23 protein-coding genes and 2 tRNA genes are annotated in these 26,698 nt (G+C 32.1%); 13 read left to right on the top strand and 12 right to left on the bottom strand.

Annotated features, from left to right (window positions below; all coding sequences use genetic code 11):
- Positions 1-253 precede the first annotated feature (253 nt).
- The 4 genes from OM075_RS20605 to OM075_RS20590 all read right to left on the bottom strand — a co-directional run bounded on the left by OM075_RS20605 (position 254) and on the right by OM075_RS20590 (position 2,769).
- Complete coding sequence (locus tag OM075_RS20605) at positions 254-670, bottom strand: hypothetical protein (RefSeq protein ID WP_301192442.1); 417 nt, start codon at positions 668-670, stop codon at positions 254-256.
- Between the two features lie 85 nt (positions 671-755).
- A complete protein-coding gene (locus OM075_RS20600) occupies positions 756-1,898 on the bottom strand; it encodes a PDDEXK-like family protein (RefSeq protein WP_301192441.1) in 1,143 nt (380 codons plus the stop codon).
- A 6-nt stretch (positions 1,899-1,904) separates the two neighbouring features.
- The gene (locus OM075_RS20595; RefSeq protein ID WP_301192440.1) at positions 1,905-2,072 is read right to left on the bottom strand and encodes a hypothetical protein; all 168 of its coding nucleotides are present in this window, start codon (positions 2,070-2,072) and stop codon (positions 1,905-1,907) included.
- 64 nt (positions 2,073-2,136) lie between these two features.
- Complete coding sequence (locus tag OM075_RS20590) at positions 2,137-2,769, bottom strand: DUF4145 domain-containing protein (protein WP_301192439.1); 633 nt, start codon at positions 2,767-2,769, stop codon at positions 2,137-2,139.
- Positions 2,770-3,021: 252 nt separating this feature from the next.
- Here OM075_RS20590 and OM075_RS20585 point away from each other — a divergent pair, with 252 nt between their 5' ends.
- Entirely contained in the window at positions 3,022-3,615 is a 594-nt protein-coding gene (locus tag OM075_RS20585; protein ID WP_301192438.1) for a hypothetical protein, read from the top strand.
- 199 nt (positions 3,616-3,814) lie between these two features.
- Here OM075_RS20585 and OM075_RS20580 read toward each other — a convergent pair.
- From OM075_RS20580 to OM075_RS20560, 5 genes are all read right to left on the bottom strand, one after another.
- Positions 3,815-3,887: transfer RNA gene (locus OM075_RS20580), tRNA-Gln, on the bottom strand.
- A gap of 61 nt (positions 3,888-3,948) precedes the next feature.
- Positions 3,949-4,021 (bottom strand) — tRNA-Lys (locus OM075_RS20575).
- Positions 4,022-4,345: 324 nt separating this feature from the next.
- Positions 4,346-5,695 carry a DUF5458 family protein gene (locus OM075_RS20570; RefSeq protein ID WP_301192437.1) on the bottom strand — a complete coding sequence of 450 codons (1,350 nt, stop codon included), beginning with the start codon at positions 5,693-5,695 and terminating at the stop codon, positions 4,346-4,348.
- A 1-nt stretch (position 5,696) separates the two neighbouring features.
- A complete protein-coding gene (locus tag OM075_RS20565) occupies positions 5,697-6,155 on the bottom strand; it encodes a hypothetical protein (protein WP_301192436.1) in 459 nt (152 codons plus the stop codon).
- A 64-nt stretch (positions 6,156-6,219) separates the two neighbouring features.
- Positions 6,220-8,637, bottom strand: coding sequence for an AAA family ATPase (locus OM075_RS20560; RefSeq protein ID WP_301192435.1), 2,418 nt, complete (start codon positions 8,635-8,637; stop codon positions 6,220-6,222).
- A 528-nt stretch (positions 8,638-9,165) separates the two neighbouring features.
- Between OM075_RS20560 and OM075_RS20555 the strand changes: the two genes are divergently transcribed.
- The 5 genes from OM075_RS20555 to tssO all read left to right on the top strand — a co-directional run bounded on the left by OM075_RS20555 (position 9,166) and on the right by tssO (position 14,239).
- A complete protein-coding gene (locus OM075_RS20555; protein WP_301192434.1) occupies positions 9,166-9,603 on the top strand; it encodes a GPW/gp25 family protein in 438 nt (145 codons plus the stop codon).
- Positions 9,604-9,608: 5 nt separating this feature from the next.
- Entirely contained in the window at positions 9,609-11,387 is a 1,779-nt protein-coding gene (locus OM075_RS20550; RefSeq protein WP_301192433.1) for a hypothetical protein, read from the top strand.
- Between the two features lie 15 nt (positions 11,388-11,402).
- On the top strand, positions 11,403-12,410 hold the full coding sequence (locus OM075_RS20545) for a PKD domain-containing protein (RefSeq protein WP_301192432.1): 1,008 nt from the start codon (positions 11,403-11,405) through the stop codon (positions 12,408-12,410).
- Positions 12,410-13,573 carry a hypothetical protein gene (locus tag OM075_RS20540; RefSeq protein WP_301192431.1) on the top strand — a complete coding sequence of 388 codons (1,164 nt, stop codon included), beginning with the start codon at positions 12,410-12,412 and terminating at the stop codon, positions 13,571-13,573. Before OM075_RS20545 ends, OM075_RS20540 begins: the two co-directional genes overlap by 1 nt.
- Positions 13,574-13,729: 156 nt before the next feature.
- Positions 13,730-14,239, top strand: a complete 510-nt coding sequence (gene tssO, locus OM075_RS20535; protein ID WP_301192430.1) for a type VI secretion system TssO — start codon at positions 13,730-13,732, stop codon at positions 14,237-14,239.
- Positions 14,240-14,575: 336 nt separating this feature from the next.
- Here the strand turns inward: tssO and OM075_RS20530 are convergent, their stop codons facing one another.
- From OM075_RS20530 to OM075_RS20520, 3 genes are read right to left on the bottom strand one after another with little or no spacing between them, the layout of a single operon-like run.
- A complete protein-coding gene (locus tag OM075_RS20530; RefSeq protein ID WP_301192429.1) occupies positions 14,576-15,442 on the bottom strand; it encodes a TssN family type VI secretion system protein in 867 nt (288 codons plus the stop codon).
- A 5-nt stretch (positions 15,443-15,447) separates the two neighbouring features.
- On the bottom strand, positions 15,448-16,368 hold the full coding sequence (locus OM075_RS20525) for a hypothetical protein (RefSeq protein WP_301192428.1): 921 nt from the start codon (positions 16,366-16,368) through the stop codon (positions 15,448-15,450).
- Entirely contained in the window at positions 16,365-16,889 is a 525-nt protein-coding gene (locus tag OM075_RS20520) for an NlpC/P60 family protein (protein ID WP_301192427.1), read from the bottom strand. Before OM075_RS20520 ends, OM075_RS20525 begins: the two co-directional genes overlap by 4 nt.
- Positions 16,890-17,179: 290 nt before the next feature.
- Between OM075_RS20520 and tssD (OM075_RS20515) the strand changes: the two genes are divergently transcribed.
- The 7 genes from tssD (OM075_RS20515) (at position 17,180) to OM075_RS20485 (ending at position 25,781) form a co-directional block, all read left to right on the top strand.
- Complete coding sequence (gene tssD / locus OM075_RS20515) at positions 17,180-17,566, top strand: type VI secretion system tube protein TssD (protein WP_301192426.1); 387 nt, start codon at positions 17,180-17,182, stop codon at positions 17,564-17,566.
- Between the two features lie 341 nt (positions 17,567-17,907).
- Entirely contained in the window at positions 17,908-18,303 is a 396-nt protein-coding gene (gene tssD, locus OM075_RS20510; RefSeq protein ID WP_301192425.1) for a type VI secretion system tube protein TssD, read from the top strand.
- 371 nt (positions 18,304-18,674) lie between these two features.
- On the top strand, positions 18,675-20,501 hold the full coding sequence (locus tag OM075_RS20505; RefSeq protein ID WP_301192424.1) for a type VI secretion system Vgr family protein: 1,827 nt from the start codon (positions 18,675-18,677) through the stop codon (positions 20,499-20,501).
- Positions 20,502-20,570: 69 nt separating this feature from the next.
- Positions 20,571-20,963 carry an HU family DNA-binding protein gene (locus tag OM075_RS20500; RefSeq protein ID WP_301192423.1) on the top strand — a complete coding sequence of 131 codons (393 nt, stop codon included), beginning with the start codon at positions 20,571-20,573 and terminating at the stop codon, positions 20,961-20,963.
- A gap of 145 nt (positions 20,964-21,108) precedes the next feature.
- Complete coding sequence (locus tag OM075_RS20495; RefSeq protein WP_301192422.1) at positions 21,109-21,612, top strand: PAAR domain-containing protein; 504 nt, start codon at positions 21,109-21,111, stop codon at positions 21,610-21,612.
- Positions 21,613-21,628: 16 nt separating this feature from the next.
- On the top strand, positions 21,629-24,877 hold the full coding sequence (locus OM075_RS20490) for a hypothetical protein (protein WP_301192421.1): 3,249 nt from the start codon (positions 21,629-21,631) through the stop codon (positions 24,875-24,877).
- Complete coding sequence (locus OM075_RS20485) at positions 24,849-25,781, top strand: tetratricopeptide repeat protein (protein WP_301192420.1); 933 nt, start codon at positions 24,849-24,851, stop codon at positions 25,779-25,781. Before OM075_RS20490 ends, OM075_RS20485 begins: the two co-directional genes overlap by 29 nt.
- Positions 25,782-26,698: the final 917 nt, after the last annotated feature.

Raw genomic sequence — 26,698 nt, 5'->3', positions numbered from 1 at the left:
TCTTATTTAAACTATCAAACACCTGATGAGTATGGAAAGGTGGTTATCAGAAATGTGGCTTAACTTTTTGTCTAGTTTTTTATTGCAATTCCAGACACCTTAAAGCAATTGTTGGCCAGAAGTAGGTTGTTTAGAAAAGCCACAAAAAGGAGTGGCTTTTCTTATTTTATATCAATAGTGTAATTGAATTAAGCCTTGGGACAAGTGTTTGTTAATTCTATTTTGTATTTTCGATAATGCCAAAGTGTATGTGTTACAGTCTAATAACCATATATTTATACATCATTTCCAAGTCAATAAACAGGATAGACACCATATATCTACCATCATCAAAAATGGACGTTGTTATTTTAGTATTCTTATCTTCCTCCTTACAATAATAAGGTATTGTCTGAAGATGATACACAACACCATCATCCGTTTTACCTGATCTTATTACCGGATCACCTGTCTGGATAAAATGTAAGGTTTTACCACCTTTCATTAATTCGACGTCATAATCCATCATTTTAATTACTCCGGTATCTTCGGACCAATCAATAATAACTGCAGACGGTTCTTTACTTGTATCTACCTGTTGCATTGAGGTTATGCGCAAAATATCGTCTTCGGCTTGAGTATTGATGAAGGTTGTTAAGATAAAGGTTGTTAAAATTATTAATTTTTTCATATCAAATATGTTTTAGTATATACAAATATATATGGCAATTAGTATGTATTATGTTTTATATAGCTTCAATATAAAGCTAAGACAATTAAGACTTTACTTTTCCTGCTATTGCTTTAAAATCCTCAAAATACTTTATGCCTTCTTCTACAAAATTATTTAAACGATTTTTGATTTGTATTAGATCTTCCATTTCCATCGCATCAAGAGGGGTGTTTCTTTTATAACCATTTAAAAGACGCCAGGCTATTGGGCCATCTTCTACATTAAAACCTATATTGCCACATTCTTCAGCAATAGCTTTAATAATTCTGGAATTGTTAGAGACTTTATTTTCATTGTTATTCCAAATACAAAATGGAAAACCATCACCATCTGAAATAAAGTCACATCGCACTTCTAATTTGTTAGGGAAAGTATGTACACTCCAATCTGAAATGCGCTCATTCAAGTTGTTGATAATTGTCTCGCATACAGATTGTTTATATTCAGTTGCCGCAGTAGAAAGTGCCTGAGCTTCTTTAACCAACTTCGGGTTATCTGCAAATAGTTGAGTGTAATTATCTTTCATTTGATCCATGGTTAGTTGATTTGTTAGCTTTTTGATGAGTATGATGTACTGTTTTATTGATTCGCGAAGTATTGGTGCGTCAGCAGCTTCTTTAAGACATAATTCAAGCCAGTAGATAATATGTTTTCTATATGAAATACAAGTGTAATCTTTACCGGATACTAGTTCACCTTTGCTTTCGATGGAAGGTTCATCGCCAAATAGAGTAAGATAAAGAACTGAATTATTTCCTTTGTTGTAATTACAATATCGTTCAATCTGTTTATTCTGATCTTTTGCATATATTTTGTTCTCGATTGATATATGATGTTGCCCATCAGTAATAAAGATATCTATTCTTCCTCCGGTGCTATTTTCTAAGTCAACAGTTGAGATATAATGCTCTAGCTGAACAGTTGCTGATTGTAGATTAATTCTGTTTATCGATTCTTTGTTTAAAGGATTGACAAAATGTGTAAGGAATATATTACCCATATTATGGTTTCCTTTGGGATTTAGCAACTCTCCCAAAAATGCAGAGTGTGTCTGGTTTTCTTTACGCTCAAGACCTAAGATTGAAAAAACATTGAAGTTTTCTCCTTTTAAATTAGAAATTTCAATACTTCTATCTCTTAATTCTTTTAAATGGGTGAGGGTAGCTTTGATTTTTGTTATTTCCATTAATAATTATTTATTCTTTTTATACTCAGTTCTGGGCTCGGCTACCATACTAACATCATCTTTTACTTTCATCTTTCTCACTTTAGTTTTTCCCTTTGTATTCAAACTCTCCTTAGCCTTTTGTATCTCCTCCAACAAATATTTTGCATCACCGTCTGTTGGTAATTGCTCCACCAACTCTACTTTAAAAGCTTTGTCTAATATTTATTTTATAGTTAAGCGTATTTGTATTTACTTCTCATTCGGCCTGTTGTAATTGTGCATCAATTAATTCACGAGTTTCAGCTTCCGACATTTCAATTTTTGCCGTAGCTTTCTTCTTGCGTATGTTAATTTCATTGGCTCGCTCTTCAGTAATACCTTCTGTCTTTCTTTCTGCTTGTAGTTTATTGAATTTATCTTCCAGTTCTTTATAACTGGCTTCAAGAGTCAGGAGTTCTTTTTGTGTATCTATATTAACAGGAGGAGTAAACTTGATATCAGATAAATCAATACTTTTAATAGAATAAGTTTCACATAACCATTTGGCTATATTAAATGCAGAAAATAAGATTGTTTTAGCATCTTCACTTGTTCCCTTATTTCCATGAACTGCATCATTTCCCTTATTTTTAATGGTAAAAAGCAAATCCTTGACTCTTTCAGGAAGTACACCATCATATTCAAGTTCTTTTAAGCAGTTGTGAAAAGTGCTTTCACGAGGTAATTCCAATCCATGTTCATCAAACAAAATATGGACATACTTTTCTCCGAACTGTCTTAATTTAAAAAGAGCAGTAATGGGATCTGAATATATATTAAGTTCAGCGGTTTCTGCAATATTAGCTAATATTGGAAATTCCTCTTTTAGAAAAATAAAGTTGCTAGACATTTGGGCTCATTGATTATTTTGAACATCTAAAATACTAAACATTTTTAAAATAACGCATATTGTATTATTGCTGTACGGGTACATAATAACAGTAAAGGGATTTAATTCAGCTTCAAATTTTGAGTAAAAGATCATTTAGTTAGCATAAATAAACAAACAAAGAATTTGAAATAAATGCTTGTTGCCTGCTTTATTATTCTTTACAAACACTAGTATACACCGTAACTTTGTATTACTTAAATATATTAAGTCATGGGACGTATAATATTAGGGTTGTTTCTAATTATGTTCTTAAGTTGTACTAAAGAAGATGATAAGTTTCCAGATCCTTATGGAACAAGGTTTTATATTAATAATATTCCTGAGTTAATTATTGAACCGTATTTAACTTATGAAGAAATTCAAATGGAAATTGACGGAATTCATGGAATGATTCGTTATGTAGACACTTGGTATAACTTTCGGTGGCCAAAAGAAGGAGGCTCGAGCAGTAATAATGAGGTTCTTTTTATTAATTATCCGGATATGTCAGAATCTATTGGATATCATTATGCTATAAAAGAAAACTATTATTATATAATGGTGTCATCTAGTGAAAATTTCAAATATTTTAATCAAGTGATTGAGTATTACCTTAATTATCTTGATGAATATCCGTTGGTTAAGTCTAATGATTCATCTATTTATTATAATGACATGTATTTTTCTGAATATTATTCTCATTGTAATGATACAGAGCCAGTTTGTTGTTTCTTTTTAAATTGTCATGTATTTGAAGGTGATGAAGATTATGTGTCTTTTAATGGAAATAAATTTAAATTTCTAATTAGAGTTATTTTGAATTAAGCTTTTATAGACTATTAATTTTAGTAGATTAGGTTTTCCAATATTTTTATAGGATATATTTAAAATAGACTGCTTTTTATTTTGTTTGTTTCAGCATTCACTTTACAATAAATTTTATAAAGAGGAAGTGAAATTTGTGGGAGCTTTGTCAAATGCGTTGTCAATAAACGAAAAAAGCGCTGATTATCAGCGCTTTTTGTTGTCCCACCAGGGCTCGAACCTGGACTCTTCTGAACCAAAATCAGACGTGTTGCCAATTACACCATGGGACAAAACAAATTGTGGATTACCACAATCTTAATAAAAAAGGAGAACAGTGTTGCTCTCCTTAAGTGATTCAGCTGGGGTTCGAACCCAGGACCCCATCCTTAAAAGGGATGTGCTCTACCAGCTGAGCTACTGAATCTCCTTGTTTTGTGAGTGCGTTATTTTCTAACGCGGGTGCAAAAGTAGTGGAAATATTTTAACTGCCAAATTTTACTGAGCTTATTTTTGATTTTTTTCTTCAAAATAGTCCGTTTTATCGATAAGTAAGTTAAAATACTCTGTTCAATCTATTACTTTGAATTGACTAATTAATTATAAATAAAGATATTATAAATTTTGTTATTAATGTGATTGATGAGCTAATTAAAATAATAATTATTGATCATTTTTATCAGCACCGCATTTATTAAACTATGATACGGTGCTGAAGTACATAATATACTTCTCCTAATATTTAAAAAATCTAGGCCTGTTCATATTCACTGTCCCAGTCTGTTCCATCATCACCTTTTTGCCCTTCCATTTTAATCATAAAGTTTTTAGCAGGAAAAAAAGGTTTCATATGAATATCAAGATGTATTTTATCTTTTTGGATTGGGTCTTGTTCAAATCTTTTGATGGTAAAGTTTTCAATTAATTTATCTGGACCAGATATTGTATCTAAGAAACGGATTATTTGCCCTAATAATTCTTTCCGGGTTTTCGCATTAAAGTTTTCAAAGGCTCTCCTGTTCAGAAAGTCCATCATAACTTTCGTAACGTAATCAAAGACACGTACTACAGAATAGGTTTGTAAACCTAAATTATCTCCATTAAATAATGTTTTTGCAGAAAATGCCATTACTTTACCATATTCATTTACCATTGGTATTAAGCCCATTTTTTCAAGGTTTGCTATTTCACTTTTCTTTAGATCAAATCTCACACCTTGAATTTCATTTAATCCTCCATATTTTTTTCCTGCGGTGACCTGTGACATAAGAGTTCTATATACCTTTCCTGCTAAAGCTCCTGATGGAGGAATAAAAAGATCTTCATCTTCTCCAACTTCACTATAACGGCCTCTACCAACAAGCCAATTGCAAGTCATCATTACATTTGAGCGATATGTGTCCCCACCTGTTAAATTTGCTGCATCAAACATTTCCATTACATCATCTGGTTCATCAAGATGTTCAAAATCAGTAATAAGCATTACCTTGTTTTCATGAGCAATTTTAGCCCATTTTTCTATTACCATATTTGATCCTAAATAGCCAGGTAATACAAGAATTCCATAATTGTCACTTAGATCTAGTCGATCATACGAATTGGTTAATTCTTCTGTAACAGAATCAATAAACCGTGTATTATCAAGGTCTTTTAATTGATCCATTTCTGCATTAAGAATGGATATGTTTTTAATATTTGATTCTTCTGTGTTTTTATAAAAGAGAGCTATACTTCTATAGGAACGTTCAAGGTCTCTTGTATTTTCAATTGCCTTAGAGAGATTTTTCATCAGTGTTTGCTCTGATTCTTCAGCTTTTTCTTTGCAATTGTCAATCATTTCAAGAATATCATCTGCTCCATCTATTATTGTTTCCCAAATTTCCAGATTCTTTTTAAGTAAAGATCGTTCTTCTTTTTTTGCATTTTCAGACAGAAATATTCTTTTGCGGGCTTTGCGTTCTGGATTCATATTTTGAACACTGTCTATACATGATTCCAATAATTCGAAACCACCATATTTTGCTAATTGGTCAAAGCTTTCATTTAATGATAGTTGTTCACCTTGTGCATTTGCAGCAACCTGTGCTTGAGTTTCAGCCATGTTATAAATCTTTAGTTTGGTTTAATTCTTCTAGTAAGCCTTTAATTGCGTTTTTTAATGCCTCCTTTGCTTCATTATCAGTTAATGCAGCTTTTAGTATTTTATTTGTCTTTAGCTGTTTTATAATCCTGATATATTGATCTTTTTCGGTCGACAAATCTTTCAAAAATGGACTTTGATTTGTTATTCCCTTTACGCCAAAATCACCTAAGTTTTTAAACTGAAGAATCTCTTTTTGAGTAGTACCATCATTTGTTTCAAAGTCGATATTGACTTGAGGTTTGTAATGCTCAAAAACCTCTTCCACCGTTTTTATACCTTTAATAATTTCTGGTTTAATAGGAGTGTCAGACGTTAATTTTTCAACAAATAGCGTTTTGTTTTGAGGGATTTCCTGAATAGCTTCATTAGAGTCAAGTTTAACTTCTGTTCCGCCTAATCCGTAAGTATTTGTACTCATAGTTAAGTTTTTTAGATTGTAATTGATTTTATAATGGTCATCTAAATTGAATAATCCATGTTCTTTATATTAATACGTCGATTGTAACAGGTTCATTTTTATGGACAACATTAAGTTTAATCTCCATTTTTTCAGTTAAGCATATTTGAATAGTACATCCTTTTTTGATCTCTTCTCTGATGATCATTCTTGATAAAGGTGTTTTTAGTTTTGTACGAATAATTCCTCTGAGAGGGCGAGCTCCATATTGTGGATTATATCCTTCTCTGGCTAATAACGACCTTGCTTCGTCATCTATTTTTAATATAATTTTATGTTGAAGAAGAGATTCTTCCAACTCACTTATTTGAATATCAAATATTCGTTCGATCATATTTTCTGTAATAGGAGAGAAAGGAACAAGACCTGTAATGCGTCCAAGAAACTCAGGTCTGAAATATGAGGCCATATCTTCCATGAGCGTGGTTTGATTTGGTAGATTTCCACTATTGTTGAATTGTTTAATTATTTTTTCACTTCCAATATTTGAGGTAAAAAGAATAATTGCATTGCTAAAGTCTCCTGTTTTACCCAACCGATCGTGTAACTTACCTTCATCAAGAATTTGTAAAAAAATATCAAAGACGGACGGATGTGCTTTTTCTATTTCATCAAATAGTACTACAGAATAAGGTTTTTGTCTTATTTTGTTCACTAGCATTCCTCCCTCTTCATAGCCCACATATCCTGGAGGAGCTCCATATAATAATGCTGCAGAGTGTTCTTCTTTGAATTCTGACATATCAAACCTAATTAGTGACTCTTTGCTTTGAAATAAATATTGAGCAAGTTGTTTCGCTAATTCAGTTTTTCCTGTTCCCGTTGGTCCCAGAAAAAAGAATGATCCAATAGGAAGTCCGGGTTTGTTTAATCCGGATCTTGATTCCAGAATGGCATCGCAAATTGTTGAAATAGCTATGCTTTGTCCGATTACAGTTTTATGCAAAATATCTTCCATATTTAGAAGGCGTTCTCTTTCCTTAGTTACAATTTTTCCTACAGGAATTTTTCTGATTCTACCAATAGTGTTTGCAAGATCTGTATGATTAACGCAGTCTTGGCGGGTTTCAATATATGATTGTATCTTTTTGAAAACTTCGTTACAATTCTTTATGTCAATATTTTCTTCAGCTTCTAATCCTGTGTATTTTAATAATCTTTTTAAGCTTAGAATGATGCTGTTGTTGTCAAAATTTTTATCAGTTAATCTATTCTTGTTAATTGCTAACTCAGATGGGATTGTGTCGAGTTGAGTGCGAATAGAAGACATTGTGCTATCTAATAACATAATTGCAGAATCAGGAAGTTGTGACTCAGGTAGAAATCGTTTTGCTAACTTTACCGCTTCCTTTATTGATTGGCGATCAATGGATATTTTATGATGGCTTTCAAGTAGTTTTTTGTTAGCATAAATCATAAGAGTTGATCTTTCTTGATCAGGTTCATCTAATTGAAATCTTTCAAAATAATTTTGTAAAGGATTGTCTTTTTCAAATAGTTTTAAATATGCTTCATTGGAGGCGGTACAAATAATTATAGAATTTGATTTACTTAATTGATTTTTAAGTAGAAAGTATATGCTTTTGCCATTATTAGGGTCATCTAAAATAATTTGTATTTCATCAATGAATAATATAGGACGTTTGAAGTTATTGAGGTAATTGAATATTTTTCTTAACCTTTCTTCTAATTCTCCTTTGTGAGTGATGCCAGATACAAGAAGGTTTGTGTCTAATTCAAAAAACATACTATGTTGAAAAATAGTAGATGTCTTTTTTTCTTTTATAATAGAAACAATGCCTTGTATTAGTTTTGATTTACCAATACCTTTTTCACCCGTTATAACCACATTGGGTTTATTTTTTCTGCCAATTATTTCAGTAATATGCAAAATTTCCTGATCTCTTCCGATGACTTTAAAATCTTGAAAATTAGTGGATAATAAATTTATTAAATAATCTGGTTGATTTACAATTTTTTTGTTTTCTGGTTGTGAAGGTAAGTGGGAACTATTTTCTCTAAGACTTATAATTTGATCAGAAGTAACTATAAATGTTTTTAGTTCATCATGTGAGAAACCAACGCCAGGCGTGGCAAGTGATGCTAAAATATAAATTGGAGTAAGTAATTCATTTTCGAAATTTTTTGAAATGTTTAGAGCCTCTTCAATTATTAGAATAACGGATTTATTGTAGGCCGGTTTATCTATTATTGTTGAGCATTTATCGTATTCGGCCATTTTTACTTCAGCCCACTCTTCTAGATAAAAAATGTCAATATCATTTGCGAATAAAAGATCTTTGATCTTACTGCCTTTGTGTAATAGTCCAGTTAATAAGTGAGCAGGTTGAATTTCAGGATGTTTGTTTTCTATTGCCACCAGGCTGGCTATTTCAAATGCATTTATTGTTTCGGGAGAGAATAATTCTTCGTTATATCTCATGGTTTAGTTATTTATGTTAAGTTGTGTTGGTTTTGTTGATACGAATATAGAATATATTTTTTAATCCTATCAAATTTATTATAGGTAAAATTAATAAGTTAAAAAACGTTAAATGGATTAGTGCGAGGTTTTAATAGAATGCTACTTATATAGGTTTATTCATAGGTTGAAGGGTGTTTGTGTGATTTTTAAATATCTGGTTTATTGAATGATAAAATTAATTTCATAAAATAGTAATATCTCTATAAAATGTTACTTAGTCACTATTAATGGTTTGTTAATCACAATAAAGAGTGTATCTGTAAAAGATTGCATTTTTTTATTGGTGAGATTTTGTGTCATATTTCAACTTTCCTTTAAAATAAAGACTTATAGACATATTTGAAGTTAGGAAAGAATATAAATGTTAAAAACAAGAATTTTTATGATAAAAATAAATTCTATATTTTTGATTTAAATAAAACCAGAACTACAGATTACTATATGTTTTTTATTTTACATATAATAATCAGTAACCATACTTAATCTATGACTACAGAAGGATATTTTAACTATCCTCTTGATGTTGGGAAAATAATCAAGGGGAATACACTTCATCGAATCTCACTAAGAGAATCAATAAGCCAGCATCTTCATTTAATTATTACATCATATTTAGGTGAAAATTTATTTGAACCATCTTTCGGATGTGCTATTTGGCAGTATGATTTTGATAATACAATTACAGATAATCGTTTGAGGGATTTAATTAAAGATAGTTTAGAAAAAGCAATTTTATCCCAGGAAGTAAGGTTAAAAGGTGTAGCTATAAAAGTAATTATTTCACAATCTGAGATCAATAGTCTTGCTGTTTTAAAACGAATCAAAAAACGAGTTGATATTGAGGTTGATGCATTTTTGGTTTCGACTAACGAGGCATTTAAATATTTTGAGTATTTCTATTTGGGGCCCTTATCTTATTTTTAATTTCTATGTTTCATAAAGAATTTATACGCGACCGTATGTTAAAAGAGGTTGCACAAATGTGGCATATGGAAGGGCATGTTAACCATGATAATTTCGATCCATTGGTAAATATGCTTGTTACAGCGCTTTCTTCAGAGTCAGAATTAATTTATAAGGAAATTTATCGAACTCAGGAACGTGTGGCAGGTAGTTTATTGTCTAAATTAATTCCATATGTAAATAAAGGTGTTCAACCCGCACATTCAATCGTGTTGTTAAATCCAGGAGAGTCGTATGTTGAATTTCCTGGTCATACGGAGCTAACGACTCAAGTGCGATCTGCATCAAATGATTTAATTAATATTCACTTTGCTACAGCTCAATCGGTTAATCTAATTAAAGGAGGTGTTGTGAAAATGCATTCTTTAGGACAAAGTTTTGAGGTGGTGGATTATAGGTTTAAAGTTAAGTGTGAGGCTGTTTTTTCAGATAGTAGATTTATTAAGGATACGCAACTAAAAATTGATGTACGTTATGATGGAGGAAGTTTTGATTTAGAATGGATACCCGTATTCTTTGATTTACGTGTACCAGGTATTACAAAAGAAATGTTTTATACTAAATTGAAGCATGCAAAATTTTTCATTAATAATATTTTGGTTTCAGTTGTAGCTGACAAGTACAATGAAGAGTTGTTGGAAGAAGAGAATGTGCTAATTAATCTAGAAAATACGGTAAATGAATTTTATAAACATCAATATTTCAAACTTGAAATTCCTGAACAACTAAAGGTTGATCCTGTTGATGTATCTTACGAATACGAGAAACGTTCCCATATTTTTACTATTACAGTGGATTTTGGAGGATTTATTCATCCGGATGTTTTTAAAGAACTTTTTTGTTTTGTGAATACTGTACCTGTTATTAATATTCGTAAGCATAGTAAGGTGTTTAAGGGGCGTAATGATTTCTCAGTTTTTCAATTATTACAAGAGGATTCGTTTTATTGCATAAAATCTGTTTGCTCCGATACCGGAAAGTATTATCATATGTATAATGGAGGTGAAGTTGGTGTGGGCAGAGAGGGTACATATTTGTTAAGAAAAGAAGAGGTTGAAGGTCTTACGGCTAAAGGAGCAAAAGAAATCATAGATTATTTAGTGGGGGTTATGCGTAATGAAAATGCAGTGTTGTTAAATGTTGCCAGGGGTAATTTTTTAAATGATATTAAATTACTGAAGCAGATTACAACTAAACTTCAGCATACTATATCTGAATCAGATAATAAAGGTGACTCCACATATATCTTTCTTGCTGATGAGCAAGCTCCTGACTATGTGTTTATCGACTATTATACAACGAAGGGAAATTCTTTAACGGGTATTAAAGTTAATACTCCTGTGTTTGCAGTAAAAGGAGTAATGTTAAAGCAGCAGGGTAATTTTACCTTGACTCCTTTAAGTGGCGGAAGGGATGCATTAAAGGATGAAGAGTTTATTAATGAAGTAAGACATGCGATGCTTTCGGGAGGAAGGATTGTTACTTCAAGAGATGTATCCAGTTTAATATATAAGCACTATAGAGATTTTGTTGTTGATTTGAGCATTGAGAAAGGTATGATGGAGAGTGTTGATTTGAAAAGGGGATTTGTTAGAACGATTGATATAAAAGTAAAAACAAATGGTAATTTATCAGGTGAAGATTGTAGTTCTATAGGTAAGATTGTGTTGAGTGAATTGCGTGAGAGGGGTTCTGAGGTATTTCCTTACCGATTAATTGTGGATCAAAAAGAGATTTTAAAATAAGCCTAATTGATAATCATGAGTAATAAAAGCATATCTCAAGCTCAGTATCGAATTGATTCGAGAGTATTAAATTTATTTGTGCTTATTGCTATTATAAGTGTGGGTGTTTTGAGCTATCAATTTTATTCATATAAACCTCATGCTGAAGTGGATTTTGGTGTGTTGGGAGATAATCATAAGGTTAATGAGATGATTAAGTTCGAAAATAAAACCTACGGTAAACATGCATTCTTATGGAGTTTTGGAGATGGTACAAAAGTGTCTGTAAGACGCTCTCCTGTTCATATTTATAAAGAACCTGGCGAGTATGAGGTTTGTTTGTGTGTGGATAATCGGGATAAGAAATTTTTGAAAGTGATCGTGGAGAAGGCGTATGAGGAAGTTCAGGATGTAGTGATGCCTCTTATTGTGGGACCATCCACTGTTTTTGCAGGTAAAAAAATCATGCTTACTTGTCCTACTTCCAATGTTGCGAGTTATGAATGGTATGTAGAAGGGCAGAAAAATTCCTTGGGAAAAGAGAAGCAATTCAATTACGTATTTAAGAAGCCTGGATATAAAAATGTGTTCCTTATAGTAAATGGAGAAAGTAGATATCGGGTTAAAAAAAGTATTTACGTTAAGCAACAGAAGAATAATAATGTAAAAGGTATTGTTAGTGAGGTTGAAGATGATGCGGATGAAGATAAGTATATTCCTGAAACTCCGGATTTATATTCAAGAATTGATGAATTGAAATCGCAGGAAGAAGAAGCCTGGTTGTTACCAACAGATAGTGAGTTGCAGGTTGAGTTGGTTAATATTTTAACCAAGGAAGGAGATCTGAATGATTTTGTTAAATATTTAAATAATGGGACTGATTATAAAATGGTTTTGGTAAATCAGAGTTACATTACATTTAATGAGCTGGTAAAAGAATTAAAAGGGAATGAATTTGTTATAAAGGAGTTTTCAACGCTGAGGAATGAGAATAAAATAACCAAAATAACCATAAGGTATCGAATTAAAAGGAGATTTTTATAATGAAGACTAAAAGTGATAATTTTAAAATACATCGACCGGTTAATTGGTTGAATGGTATGAATATTAATCAATCTCATTTTGTAATGGAGCAAATGAGTAATTTATCATTACAGATGTCTGTATTGCAGACTTGTATATCTCCATTTAATTTTGGGTTAATTGTTGATAATGATAGAAATGAGCAAAATGTTTGGATTGATATTAATGGAAATATAGGTGTTAATATTGAGTTGAGTCATGTTAAACTATTGTTTCCTAGTGGATATTTATTGGAGTTTGAATGTAGAAATGAAAATCTGGGAGTTTATTATGCTTCAATTCCTGATACTGAAAAAAGTGATTGTGCCATTGTTTTAAGTGTTGTGCCCCATAAAAGAGTTTCATTTGGTGAGCCTGATGTGGAAGAGGTTCCTGTTCGTAAACCATTTATAATACCTGAGATAAATATTTCTGTAGTTGGTTTTGATAATATTGATCAATCATATTACGGATCAAATTGTATTGTATTAGGAAGAATATTAAATAAGGAAGGTGTTTGGCTTGTGGATCAGGACTATATGGCGCCGGTCCATAATATTTCAAGCTTTCCGGAATTGATTCGGGTGCATCAAAATTTTGAAAATTATCTTAGTAGCATTGAGCGAAGTACAATTGAAGTGATTCAGAAAATTCGTCAAAAGGAACAGAAGAATGAATTGGCTGCTATATTATTGGATTTGTCGTTACGTTTAAATGTTTTTTTGGTTGATGAGATTACTACTTATAAAACCCTGTCAATATATAGAACACCAATAGAAATGTTGCAGAGTTTTATTAAAATGGCTCGCTTAATAAATAATGTTCTGGATTTTTGGCAGGGCAGTGGTAGAGATGAAATGATGACCTATTTATCAGATTGGTGTGATATTTCACAAGGTGAATTCGAGAACTTAATTCATGGTTTAATACATCATAAGTACAATCATAATGATATTAATAAATCGGTTAAGCAGATTACTTATTTTGCAGATGTAATAACTGCGATGTATACTGTTTTGGCCAGTTTGGATTATATAGGAAAGAAAATAGATGTAGATCTGTTTGTGGCAGAAGAGAAGGATGATATAGAGGAGGAGATTGGAGTTGTCAGAAAAAAAAGGAAATTCAGTTTCCTTGGAAATTGAATTATCCCGTTCGTCCTATAGGAGGTTTTTGGAATTTAACTTAAAAGCGCATTTGTGTAAAGCTTTAAATCTTAAAAGAAAAAATAAATTATTTCACTTCTGTTGTTAGTTTGTTAATAAACAGGAGTATGGTTACTAAATCAAACCTGATGAACTATGAAGCCAATTAATTCAAAACAGAGAAATAAAGCATTTTTTATTTATCTGTTATTGTTTGTGATTACCAATGCATTTGTTGTTGGTATTGTTTACTTTAATTTTAAAGTTCCTGATGATGAAAATCAATTTCTACATAATAAAATAGATTATCTGTCATTAAAAACAGAAGAGCAAAAAGACTTTGTTCAAAAAATGAATCGTGTTAAATCACTTTTAGATACAATGGATACCCACGGTGTTAGTAGAGAATATGTAGAGCAGCTTATAAGTACAGAGTTGGCATTTATGAGAACTAATTTTGCAGCCCGGGATTCAAGCTATTTGGGTGATATGTATAACAATGTTATTGTAACCTATCTTGAATTAAAAGTAGCTAAATCTCAGTTGAAAGAGTTAGAAGATGCAAAATCAGATATTGATACTTATGTGGAAACAATAGATAAACTTAATGATAAGCTAAAGGAAGTGGAACGGGATTTATCTATTTGTCGTCAGTTGAATAGATGATGAATTGAGCCGCGGCCAGATTAGTCACTGTTTAATTTATTAATAATTTTTGAAGTGTGTTTTATATAATCAGGAATCTGCTTTATCATGCAGAATTGTTCCTGGTGGTAAGACTTTTATATTAAAAAGTGGCATATATAATGCTACAAAAAGATCTTTGACATATTGAATCTACCCATCCTTTTGAATAAATTAAGAAAGGATTATTTTTTATTTTCATTGATGAGATAAAAAGTATCTGTGCTTAATTGTTCTTGTTTATATAGCAATTGTTATAGATTCAAGCTTCCCTTTTGCTTCTATTACAAAAGGGAAGTGAGTAATTAGGTGTGATTGTTAGAAGACTCTTTCACATACAATGCAGTGATTTTCTTTAATTGAATTTCTGGTAATCGTTTGATCTACATTAATCATTTTCCAGGAACCTATAAAACGAGGTTTGCGATAGAATATCCATCCAAATTCATTACTTCCCTTTGCTGTTTTATATTCAATTGTTGATTCAGGGTGCTTTTGGTTGTAGTCATTGATAAAGTGGTAAAAGAATTTTCCAAAATCCATATTTTCAGGAGCTTTGACTGTAAATCGTGATACATTTTTTTCTTTAAAGTGTTTACTCATTTCCAGTTTTATAAGAGTTGGGTTTTTAAGTTCTTCAAGTTTAGGTTGTACGTGAGTTGATTGTATAGGGTATTCCCATTTTTTATAAACAGCAAGAGGTAATCGCATAGCACTTTCAAATAGCTCTTTAAATATCCATGGCAACATAAAGGTAAATGTTCCGGTTAAGAAAAGATAGTGTAAGTTTTTTATTCCCCAATAACCAGCTAATTGTAGAAAAATAATGGAACCAACTAAAACTACAATTAATGAAAATAGTACTTGCGCAAGCCATTTGTTATTGTTTTCCCATGTAAATACATTGTTTAAAGCGTATACATGAATGATTCCAAATATCAATGATAGAGCTTGTAGCGTAATATAGTTGGGTGTAAATGGTTTTGAAATAATGTTTTCAATACTAAATACGGAAAGAATAGAAAAGGCAAGGGCGCTGACTAATAGGTATATAATCGTTTTTTTCTTGTCTTTGGTAATTAGTTTTTTTATTTCTTTTATAAAAGCAATGATGGCAGCTCCAAATAAAAACATAATAATGCTGATTGTTTGGATGTCTCCATTTAATAAACTCTTGATGATCATAAGGCTTAGTTTTTAAGGATTTGTAATTTAGTTGAATGGCCTAATATGCCAAATTCTTCTTTTGTTTGATTGTAATTAGGTTTGACTTTTATATCGTATTCAATTTCTATTGGAAGTAGAAATTCGAAATACATTTTTATGAATTTATAATAGTATCCATTGGGAGTGTAGTCTAATAATTCCTCATCTGAAATGTCATGCAATACAAATGTGATATGGGGCAGGCTGTCGGATGTATTGCCAATTATGAAGTTTTGTCCCAGTATTACTGCGGTTTTCTCTTTGTAATTAGGTAAATTTATTTCTATCCAGCTGCGTTTGTATGATATTTCTTTTTTTAGATGACATGATAATAGTTGGGTAATGTGTTTTGTATTGCCCTTGATTTTTTTTGCATATGGAAGAATGCGTATCATAAAAACAAATTCATTGTCTTTTATCCATGATTCTATTCCCCAAAACTGCTTAAAGAAAGAGCGAAATTCATGACTGTTATTTAAAAGACTTTTTTCTTTGTTTTCATTTTCAACTAATAAATGAAAAAGATGATTTTCAAAAGGTTTAAAAAATAGACGGGCATTAGCTTCTTCTTTTCTTTGGATATTATGTGAGTCAAGTAGGTGTTTTACTGTTATCTTTTTTTCTTTTTCAACATACTCAGAATGAAAAAGACCTTCAGGTAGCATGTCGTAAAATCCATTTCTAGGAATGAATAAGTCAATTTTGTTTTGGTCGTTTCTATACTCGGAATTATAAACATCCTTTCTGTATGAACGGTTAAAGTTACTCGTGAAGTTTGTTTGTATTGATGTTTTATTGATGCCTAAATCGATTAATAATCCGGCAATTACTTCGGCCTTAATATTGATCCCCAGATTGTTTAGGGTTTCTGCAATTTGATTTAATTGAATGTTTGGTGTGCTCATCGGTTAAATAGTTTAGCATTAGATAGTATTGTAATGTTGTTTAGCGTATCCTTAATTTCTATATAGTTTAATTCTCCATTGGTTGAGGCGTAAGTGAAGTGCTTGTTTTTAAGGTATAGACCCACTAATTTGTGTGAATTATTCTTTTGTTTAAAGAAAATCAGATCACCTTCTTTCAGATAGTTTGTATTAAGATATGGATAAACCTTTTCACTTTTTAATATTTCATCATAACTATTCGGAAGTTCTATATGATATTGCTTGTAGCAAATATAATTGATGAATAATATCGGATATGGTATTGATTCAAAATCAAGGGAATCTTTTGTGGAATTCCAACTTTCAAGATTTTTATACAGGCTTAAGTTGTAAATGCTGTCGGTGGGGATTTTTAATAAGTATGCGAATTTCTTTTGTAGTGCATTTTGTTTGTAGGAGTCTATTGTTTTGGTGTTATGGATCACTTTGGGACTGCAGTTATGTAGTGTTAGTATAATAAACAAAATAAGTGTGTTTTTCATTTGTTTTAGGTTTAGGTGATTTTAATAATATGTTATATACAAAAATATAAAAATATATAATAAATAGCTAATTTATGTTGTTTTATAATTTAATTATGTGTTTTATGTTTTGGTGTAACTATTAATGAGTTAATGTTATATGTGTTTTAGTGTGTTTTTGTTAGGGTCGCGGCGGGTTGTAAAATAAAATCAAAATAAAATTGTTAAAATAGTAACATAATGGTTAAAATTATTATATTTGTTTTGTACTTATATAAATAAATTATATTAATTAATTAAATTTTTAAATTATGTCATTTAAAGCGAAATTAAACGTTGGAGGAACAGAAATGAATGTTCTTACTTGTAGTTATGATTTAACGCAAGAGGTTGATGCAACTGGTCGTCCTTCTTCAGTTACTCGTGGTGGAAGAATTAAATTATCTGTTGAAAGTACTGGTGGTACGGAATTGTTTGAGTGGATGTGTAATAACTTTGAAAGAAAAGATGGTACGATCACTTTTTATAAAAGAGATACTGATTCAAAACAAAAAGAATTGGCTTTTACTGAAGGATACTTAGTTAAATATGAAGAAAAATTTAACTCGGTAGATAATATGCCTATGTCTGAGGCTTTTGTTATTTCTGCTCGTGAGATTAAGATGGGTAATGGTGAGCATGTTAATGAATGGGTGTAGTAAGTAAGTGCTTATTATAACGAAGGACGACATTGCACTGTCGCCCTTCTTGAAAATGTCAGGATGTCTGCAACATACTAACGGTGTAAAGGTAAAACTTTATTATTAGAATTATACTATCCTGACAGCTTATGCTGTCACATTTATTGTGGCAGCAATTTATAGTAGATTTCATGTGCTAAGTATCCTGGTTTGTAAGATGTGGATATTTTTGAGAGTTGAAGTGATTAAGTGTACCTCTCTCAAATAAAAGAGTGTGAGTTTTTGATTTTTAGCCTTGTTTATTGCGAGTAGAATCTACTTATCCATTTATAATTTAACAAACTATTACCTGTATAACTATGTCTTTTTTATCTACTTTAACTATTGATGACACAGATTATAATGTATTGAAATGTCACTTTGGAATGAATCAGGCCATAGCCAAAAATGGGATGGCTGTTCAGAATCCGATCGGTGGAGGATTAATTAGTTTAGAGATTGAATCAACTTCAAATACTGATTTATTTGATTGGATGGTGAGTGCCAATAAAAAGAAGAATGGCAGTATTACTTTTTATCGTAGAGATGCCATGTCTCGTCTAAAACGTTTGGATTTTACAGATGCCTTATGTGTTTGTTATGATGAGGATTTTGATCATCAAGGAGCTAATCCAATGACCACAAGAGTAACGATCTCTGCCAGAGAAATAGTTTTAGAGGATGTTACAGTTACAAATAACTGGACGGTGGTTTAGTAATTATTGTGTAAAATGATTATAGAGCCACATATTTATGATCTTTTGATTATTAGCTAAGAAAAAATAGGAAGTAATTAGGTCGAGGCCAAAAGTAAGACGGGGTAGTTTTTTGTCTCCTTGCTTCAAATTATATATTATATCGGGTTGGTGTTTGATTCTAAGAGTTGGAAGTATGAGAAGTATATCTTTCATCTTCCATCTCTTTACTTTAAAACATAAAAATAACTTGTAGTGAGAAGTGTAAGTAATGGGCTATAGAAGATTATAATGCTAATGCGCTTATTATACTTCAATAATTATTAACCAAAATTAGAATATTTAGGTCGTAGGAATAACCGTCAAACTTTCGACTTCAAACTCATTAAGCTATGGCATTACAAACCATTATTACTGTTGCTATCGATGGACAGGAATATCAGAATATCAATAATTTTTATTTATCGCAGTGTATTTTAGGTCACCATCATTTTACGTTTGGTTTATTGTATAACCATTTTGAAGAAGATGGTTTAGCAATCATAACAAAAAGTCAGGACTTAATTGGTCAAACCGTTAATATTACAATATGTAATTTTGATGATAGTGCAGCTATGGCAGAGGGGTTTTTTGCTGGTGTTATTACAGAAGTTGAGGCCGATAAATCGCAAGATAGTCTTGGTGGAGATTGTATTGTCATAAAAGGTTATAGTCCTACAATACTAATGGATAATGGACCCCATTGTAATACTTTTGAAAAAATAACTTTATCAGATATTGTAGGTGCGGTATCGGGTGATTACGGTGTGGGTATTAAAATAACTCCATTGAATACTAATATAATTGAATATGCGGTACAGTATAACCAAAGTAGTTTTGAGTTTATAAAACATCTGGCTATTAAATATGGAGAGTGGATGTATTACGATGGACAAGAGATCAATTTTGGAACTAATAGTGGTGATGAAATAACGCTTAGTTATGGTGTTGAATTAACTGATTTTAAGTTGCGTTTGATAACCAAGCCTAAATTGGCCGAGTATGTAACCAACGATTATTATACAGATAAAGCCAGTACGCAAAAATTAGCTAAAGGAACAGCATTACCCGACTATTATAGTGTTGTGGCTGAAAAATCAAAAAAATTATATATACAACAACCATCGTCATCGTATTTACAACACAGTGCCGATGGAAGTCAGGATGTCAATATGCAGACTGCAGTTGGTGTTCAGGCAGAAGGAAAAGTTGCAGGTATGGTTTTATTAACCGGAACCTCGCGTAATTCGGGTGTAAAAATCGGATCCACAGTTTCAATTGTTCATCAAATGGTAAGTCAGGAAGTGGAATATGGTAAATATGTGGTGGTTGGTGTAAAGCATTTTGCAAGTGAGTCGGGTGATTATCAAAATCATTTTGAAGCCATCCCTGAAGGAGTAGTAAATCCTCCATATACAAATATTCATGCTCAAAATAACTGTTCAACACAGCGTGCCGTTGTAATGGAAAATGCCGATCCCGAAACATTAGGACGTATCAGGGTTCAATTTCCGTGGCAAACGAGTGCATATTCACCCTGGATACGTATCGCACAACCTCATGGTGGAGCCAATAAAGGATTCCATTTTATACCCGAGCTAGGTGAAGAAGTAATGGTGGGTTTTGAGGGTAATAATGTAGAAATGCCTTTTGTAATAGGTTCGTTATATAACGGAACTTTAAAAGTAGATGAATTTACAACCGAGAACAATGATGCTAAAGTAATCCGGACCCGTAGCGGGCATACTATTGAACTAAACGATAAGAACGGAGAGGAAAAAATAAACATTTACGATAATGAAGGTAGTGTTATCACCTTTGATACTGCCAATAAATCGTTAATTATCAATTCTGCCGAAAATATTGATATAGCAGCCAAGAACATAAATATAAGTGCCGAAGAAAATATTGTGATGGGAGCCAAAGGTAATATTGATATTGCTGCCGAAGGTGATTTAAATAAACAGGCAAAAGGTAATGTAGTCATACAAAGTGATGGAGATGTTACTGTAAATGCAGGAGGTGCAGCTACTGTTGCAGCTAAAACAGATGCCGCGATGAGTGGACAGAATGTGTCTGTTGAAGGTAAAATGAAGGCTGGATTGGTTGGTACCCAAACAACTGTTGAAGGTAAAATGACTGCAGTTCAGGGTGCAAGTGGAAAAGTGGAAGTGATGTAATGAACAGATTCGAAAGGAAAGATTATCATTATATATATGAAGTATTAATAACCCTTAAACTATTGTTTTATGTCAGTTAAATTTAAAGTTATTGAAAAAGGACAACCAGGAGTAGCTGGTGGAGGAACAAAAAAGTATTATGCCAGCACTTCGTCAAGTGGAGAATTAACGCTTGAAAAACTTACAAAACGAATTGAGAAAAATAGTACAGTTGGAGGAGCTGATATCAGAGCAGTATTGTATGCTATGGTTGAAATGATGCAGGAATCATTGGAGGATGGACAAATTGTTAGGTTAGGAGATTTAGGCAGTATTCGTTTAAATGTAAAAAGTAAAGGCGAGGAGAAAGAAGAAGAAGTTTCGTCATCTTCTATCATTGGTGCCAAGGCCATATTTACGCCAAGTACCAAGCTAAAAGACATGCTTAAAACCTTAAAATACGAAAAGGTAGCAAGTAATTAAAAATAGATGTAGCGTGTTGCTAAAAAAAACACGCTACATTTTTATAAAAAACACACGTCTTTTTTCAAAAAACACGTTACATTTTTCAAAAAACACGTGTGTTTTTTTTGATGCTAACAAAGTATTAAAAATAAACACTTTACAAATGGCCGGAAAACCGATAGCTACTATGGGTAGCATGCATGTTTGTCCTATGGTAACAGGATATGTTCCCCATGTTGGAGGACCAGTAAGTGGACCGGGTGCACCTAATGTATTAATCAACGGAAAACCTGCAGCTTTAATGGGTGACATGTGTGTATGTATAGGACCTCCGGATGTGATTGCTCAAGGTGAACCAACCGTATTAATCAATGGAACTCCTGTAGCTGTGCAAGGAAGCCTGACAGCCCATGGCGGAATGATTACAGCTGGTGAACCAACCGTAATGGTAAGTACTGCAACACCAGGAGCGAAAGCGTCAATGAAGCTGGCTGAAATTCCAATGCCTACTTTTGCTAAAATAAATGTGCTTGCCAATCAGCTTAAAGATGTAGTAACAGGTAGCAACAATGCCCAACAGCTAAAGCAAGCTAAGGAAGTACAAAAAAGAGTGAAAGAAGAAGCAAAGCAACATGGCTTTTTGCCTGACATCACATTTAGTCACTAAATTGATATTTTAAACTATGAAGTTTGTATATCCTGTTGATCCCAAGAATGGGAACGATAAATACCCATTCTATTTAAAAGGTGCATCTAATTTAACTGGTTATTACCCAATAGGTAGGATGAATACCTGGCATGGAGGTATTCACTATGAGGGTGATAATCCAATTAAGGCCATGGCTGATGGTAAAATAATTGCTTATAGAGTACCCAAGGAATATCATACTGAAACTATTGACAATAAAACCAGTGAATATTCCAATGGTTTTGTTCTGATAGAGCATAATTATAAAAGTCCAAATGGTTTAGAGTTAAACTTTTACTCGCTTTATAATCATCTGGCAAGTTATTTAGAAATGGGAAAAGGTAAGTTTCCTGGGTTTCTAACTATTGATTCATATACGGTCGCTAATGAAGCCAATGATACTATTCAAATTAAAGGGGTAACTATTAAATCAAGTAGTAGTGGCGGCACAACTTTGGCAGTTGCGGCAAAGGGTACAGTATTATCTTTTTTAGAAGAACCAAATAATAATGATAGGAGAAAGGTTAAATACATAACACCAAATGGGAAAGAGATTATAGGTTATACATGGATTAAAAAATATAATAACGTTCAACTTGTAGATAAGGAAACAGGAGAGGTACTAGCAGAACCTTTTTCTGGTTCAAATGGTGATTACGGTGCTGAACTAAGAGAAAAAGCTGACCCAAAGTCTGATTTAAAAAAGTTGCTTGCTAGAGGTATAGCAATAGAAATATACGAGAAATATAAAGGTAAAACCGGTTGGTTAAAAGTGAAGAAAGCTGGAGGAGAGAGTGTTAATGGTTATTGCCATTCCGATGGATTAAGTATTGTTGATGTAGTTGCTTTAAAGGAAGAAGATACAGACAAAGTAATCAATGATCAGTGTTACCAAGTAAAAGCCGGAGATATAATAGGTTATGCAGGGCTAAATGGTTTTGAGAAAAAAGAAGAATACAGGGGATGTCACGTTGAAGTTTTCACTCACGAAGAAGTCAATGATTTTTTAAATAATGCCAAGGATGATGGAGAAAAAAATAAAAATTTTACAAAAATTACCGAGGGTACTGAACTTAAAAGGAAGCTGCCATTAAAAGTGATTAAAAACCTGCCGATAAAGAAAACGGGGAAAACTACAGATGGATATACAGAAGTGGAGGTGGATAATTTGGAGGTGGTTGTAAATAACCGAAGTATCGATCTTCCTCAGGATTATAGTTCCACGACCAAGCTCTATGCTTTTTGCAATGAAGGAAGTAATGTAACAGCAAACCAAAATGCATTAACGGAGTTTAATGCAATTGTTGGTGATATCGCTCAAATGGGTGATGCGGTTAAACTCATAAAAAACTACAATACGAGTAATCAAACTAGTAACAACCGAAAGGTAGAATTTCAAACACCCAACAAAGGGCAAACATTTTGGGTGAAAAATGAAGAGCTGGAGGAGAAAACACTCACTTTTACCATTACAACAACAACAACAAATGCTAATTCTCAAACTACCAACCTGACCGCTGAAGTAAACGCAGGTTCTCAAAATAGTGCAGAGGTAGTTGGCTTTGGAGTAGACGCACCGCTTGCACTAGTTGTTGCAGCCCCGGCAACAGCGGTAGTAACTACCACAATCGAAACAAAAAAGTACTTTAGGCTCAATAAAGAGCTTTCAGAGGTATACATTATCAGCCCCGAAGAAGATAATGTCAATACCCAAATAGAATCCGATGTAATTGTAAATATCAAAGAAGGTAAACAATTTACTGACAAAGATGATAAAAAATGGTACCTCATAGAGCCAACCGGTCTTCAAAAAAACGGCGTAGCTATAAAGTACAAAGGACTAATTAGTAAAGATGACTTAGGAGAAACATTCTCAGCATATAACTGGAGTAAATTTGGTTTTGTGGTAAAAGAAGATGATGACAATAATTATATTTACGATTTTAAAAATAAAAACGCCTTTTTTACTGAGATTTGTAATGTAGTAGATGAAGATAATAATGGCATTTTAGAACCTCATGAATTACAAAGTGCATTGAACAACCACTATACAGCCAATAAACTATCGCATTTTGTATGTAAACACCATAATGAGTGGGCTTATGGTGGTAAATACCTTACGCCTCTAATGGATGAAGTAACAGCGGTTTTAGACAAAGGTATTGAGCAGGAAGAAGATGAGGTATTAAAAAAAGATCTTGAAACTCTAAAAGAAGAACGCCTCGATGCCTTCGAAGCTAAAGTAAACCAACTGGCACTGTGGGAAGGCATAGAAGCCCGCAAAAGTAGTTACTTAACCAAATGGGTTAATGGAGACTTAGTGACAACATCTATTATAACGGGAGGGTATTTGTCGTATAAGTTTGGTAAGTGGATGTACGAAAAAATTACCAATAGTGACGAACCCGAACGAGAAATACCTTTAAGTCCGTTTCCAATAGAAAAACCTGTCGTTTACCATTTTCATCCTGTAGCTTTTGTTGAGCAGGTGAAGAAGTGCTTTAGTTGTTATTGTAATAGGGATATGCTTGTAGATGAGGTAAGAGCAATTGTTCTTGCCTTGCGTGAAACAGAGCCAGATGTATATCAGGGTGAAAATAAGGATAAGCTTTTTTGGAAATCAAATTGTAATATCCCAAAGATTGATAAGAACTTTGAAAGGTTTACAGAGGAGTTGAATCTTGCCTTTAAGAAGTATGAAATAAACACATGTTTAAGGAAAATTCATTTTCTATCTCAGATTTATCTAGAAACAGATAGGTTAAGGACTACTAGAGAGTATGGAGAGAATCTATCTTATGATCCATGGAGAGGAAGGGGGTTAATGCAATTAACATGGGAAAGTAATTATAAAATGTATAAAGTTTTTAGTGGGGTTGATTGCGTTACTGATTTTGAGAAAATTGCAAATAATCTAAAAAATGCAGTAGATTCAGCTGGGTGGTATTGGAAACAAGGTAAAAAACTTGGGTCAGGTACAACATGGACAGCACCATCGTCCGCTCCCTCGTATGTGACGAGTAAAAATCCTTCTTATCAAAAAGATAGAATAGAATATCAAGAGGATGGTGTTGTGAAAAGCTATTATACGATTGACTTTGGATTAATTGCAGATGATGACTATACAGATGTTATAAGTTGGCTTGTAAATGGAGGTAGTAACGGTTTGAGTGAAAGGCGTGATTATGTTAATAAATTAAAAATTATATTTGATTATGAAAAAAGTTGTCAAAATAAGAGGTAGTATTTTTATTTTCTTATTAATTACTTTACAAAGTTTCGCTAAAGAAAAAGGAATAATTGAATATGAGAATGATGATGCCTTTGAAATGGTTATTATAGATGTTAATGATGATGGTGTTCTAGATAGAATTTTTTATAGTAAACCATATGAGGGTAATAAACTTGTGTTCTTTGTTAATAGAGACAATGTCTATAAGAAGGAACTGGAGTCAACTAATTTTTCAGAAGATGGAGGTCTGATTATAAGAGAAGTATTTAAACCAAATGACGATGAAAATGTGTTAGTTATAAAAACTTACTTTCCTGATAGAGGAACTTATAATAAAGACTATTATATTGGGTTTAGGATGGACAATTGGGTGCTGACTAAAATGATTGTTGAAAGCGTGAATTGGCAAGAAGATCCAAGTAGAATAAAAATATGTGAGATAAAGCAGAATGTATTATTGAAGGATTTTACAAATCAAATTAATGCTCTTATTATAGATGAAAATGATGCGGATGATTCTTTAAAAATATGTTATAATAAATATGGCTTTGAGGATAATTTGAGAGAATTTGTAAATCGAATGCAAAATAAAGCAGAAAATGAATTAATATGTATTGATCGCTATGAACAACTGTTTGGTAAGTTTTCTTTGACGATATCTAATGTTAGTATTTATAATGATATTGCCTATTACTTAGAACAAAGAAAAATTTATAAGGAGTCAATATATATTATAGAAAAAATAATATTAAAATTCCCCAATCGCACGGTTGCCTATATTAACCTTGGAGATGCTTATTGGGGCTTAAATGAAAATATCAAAGCAAAAGAAGCTTACAATAAATACATTGAACTTATGAAAGCCAATGGTAAGGAAGGTAAGATACCACAACGTATATTAGATAGAGTAAAATAGACGAAGGAGGTTTTAACCTCCTTTTGTGTTTTATTGGTCTGTCTATTAGTAAAGGGTAGTTTTTTACTTGTCAAATGGACAGATAGCTTTTTTTTAAAAATACTTATAACAAAGAATCCAAAAAAGAAAATGAACATCTAATCTTATTGTCTCAAGGCGAAAGCTTCTCTTTTTTGCTTATGGAGAAGTAGTAGTGATTCATTATGGGTTATTGTAATTAAATGATCGAAACAAGAAGCGTTAATTTATGATGTTAATTGTTCGTATAGTAAATTCAAGTTGAATACTATTATATAGAAGGATTATTCCTCCTATATGAATAGATTTAAAGAGGAGATTGAGAAATAAAAAAAAACTTTCGCTAATTAACCACTTGACAAAAAGTGGTTTAGTTCTTATCTTAGGATTTCTGCAAAATAAATAATTCAATTTTGTTTGGATGTTAGAATTAAAGTCTCTTTCTTTGCACCCGCTTTGAACGAAAGGCGAGACAAAAAGATGACATAATGATAACTTTATAAGGGAGGAATAACTTAGTACAGAGCAGGTTTTAAGGAGTTCGATAAAGAAGAAAAAAAGAAATAAATTTTTTGATTTTTTATTTGGATTTAAAAAATAAAATCACTTATCTTTGCAGCCGCTTTTAAAGAAGGGCGAAAAGATAAAATAATGAAGCTTTGAGAAGGGTTTAAGTTGCTGAAAAATAACTTTTTAGGATTGAAATAAGTTTAGAAAAAGAAATAAAAATTTTTCAAAATTTATTTGGTAAAGAGAAAATAAAGTTGTTATCTTTGCATCCGCTTTTAGAGCGACACTCAACAGAAGGTTGAGGAGTTAAAAAGATTGAAATAAACATTTACTGAAAAGAAGTTTTGGTAAAGTTTACAAAATATAAGAATTCGAGTCATTTACGCCTT

The sequence above is a fragment of the Plebeiibacterium sediminum genome, assembly GCF_026013605.1.
In the GTDB taxonomy this organism is placed as follows: domain Bacteria; phylum Bacteroidota; class Bacteroidia; order Bacteroidales; family Marinilabiliaceae; genus Saccharicrinis; species Saccharicrinis sediminus.
The sequence above is the reverse complement of the archived record's forward strand: the minus strand, read 5'-3'. Positions and strand labels throughout refer to the sequence as shown.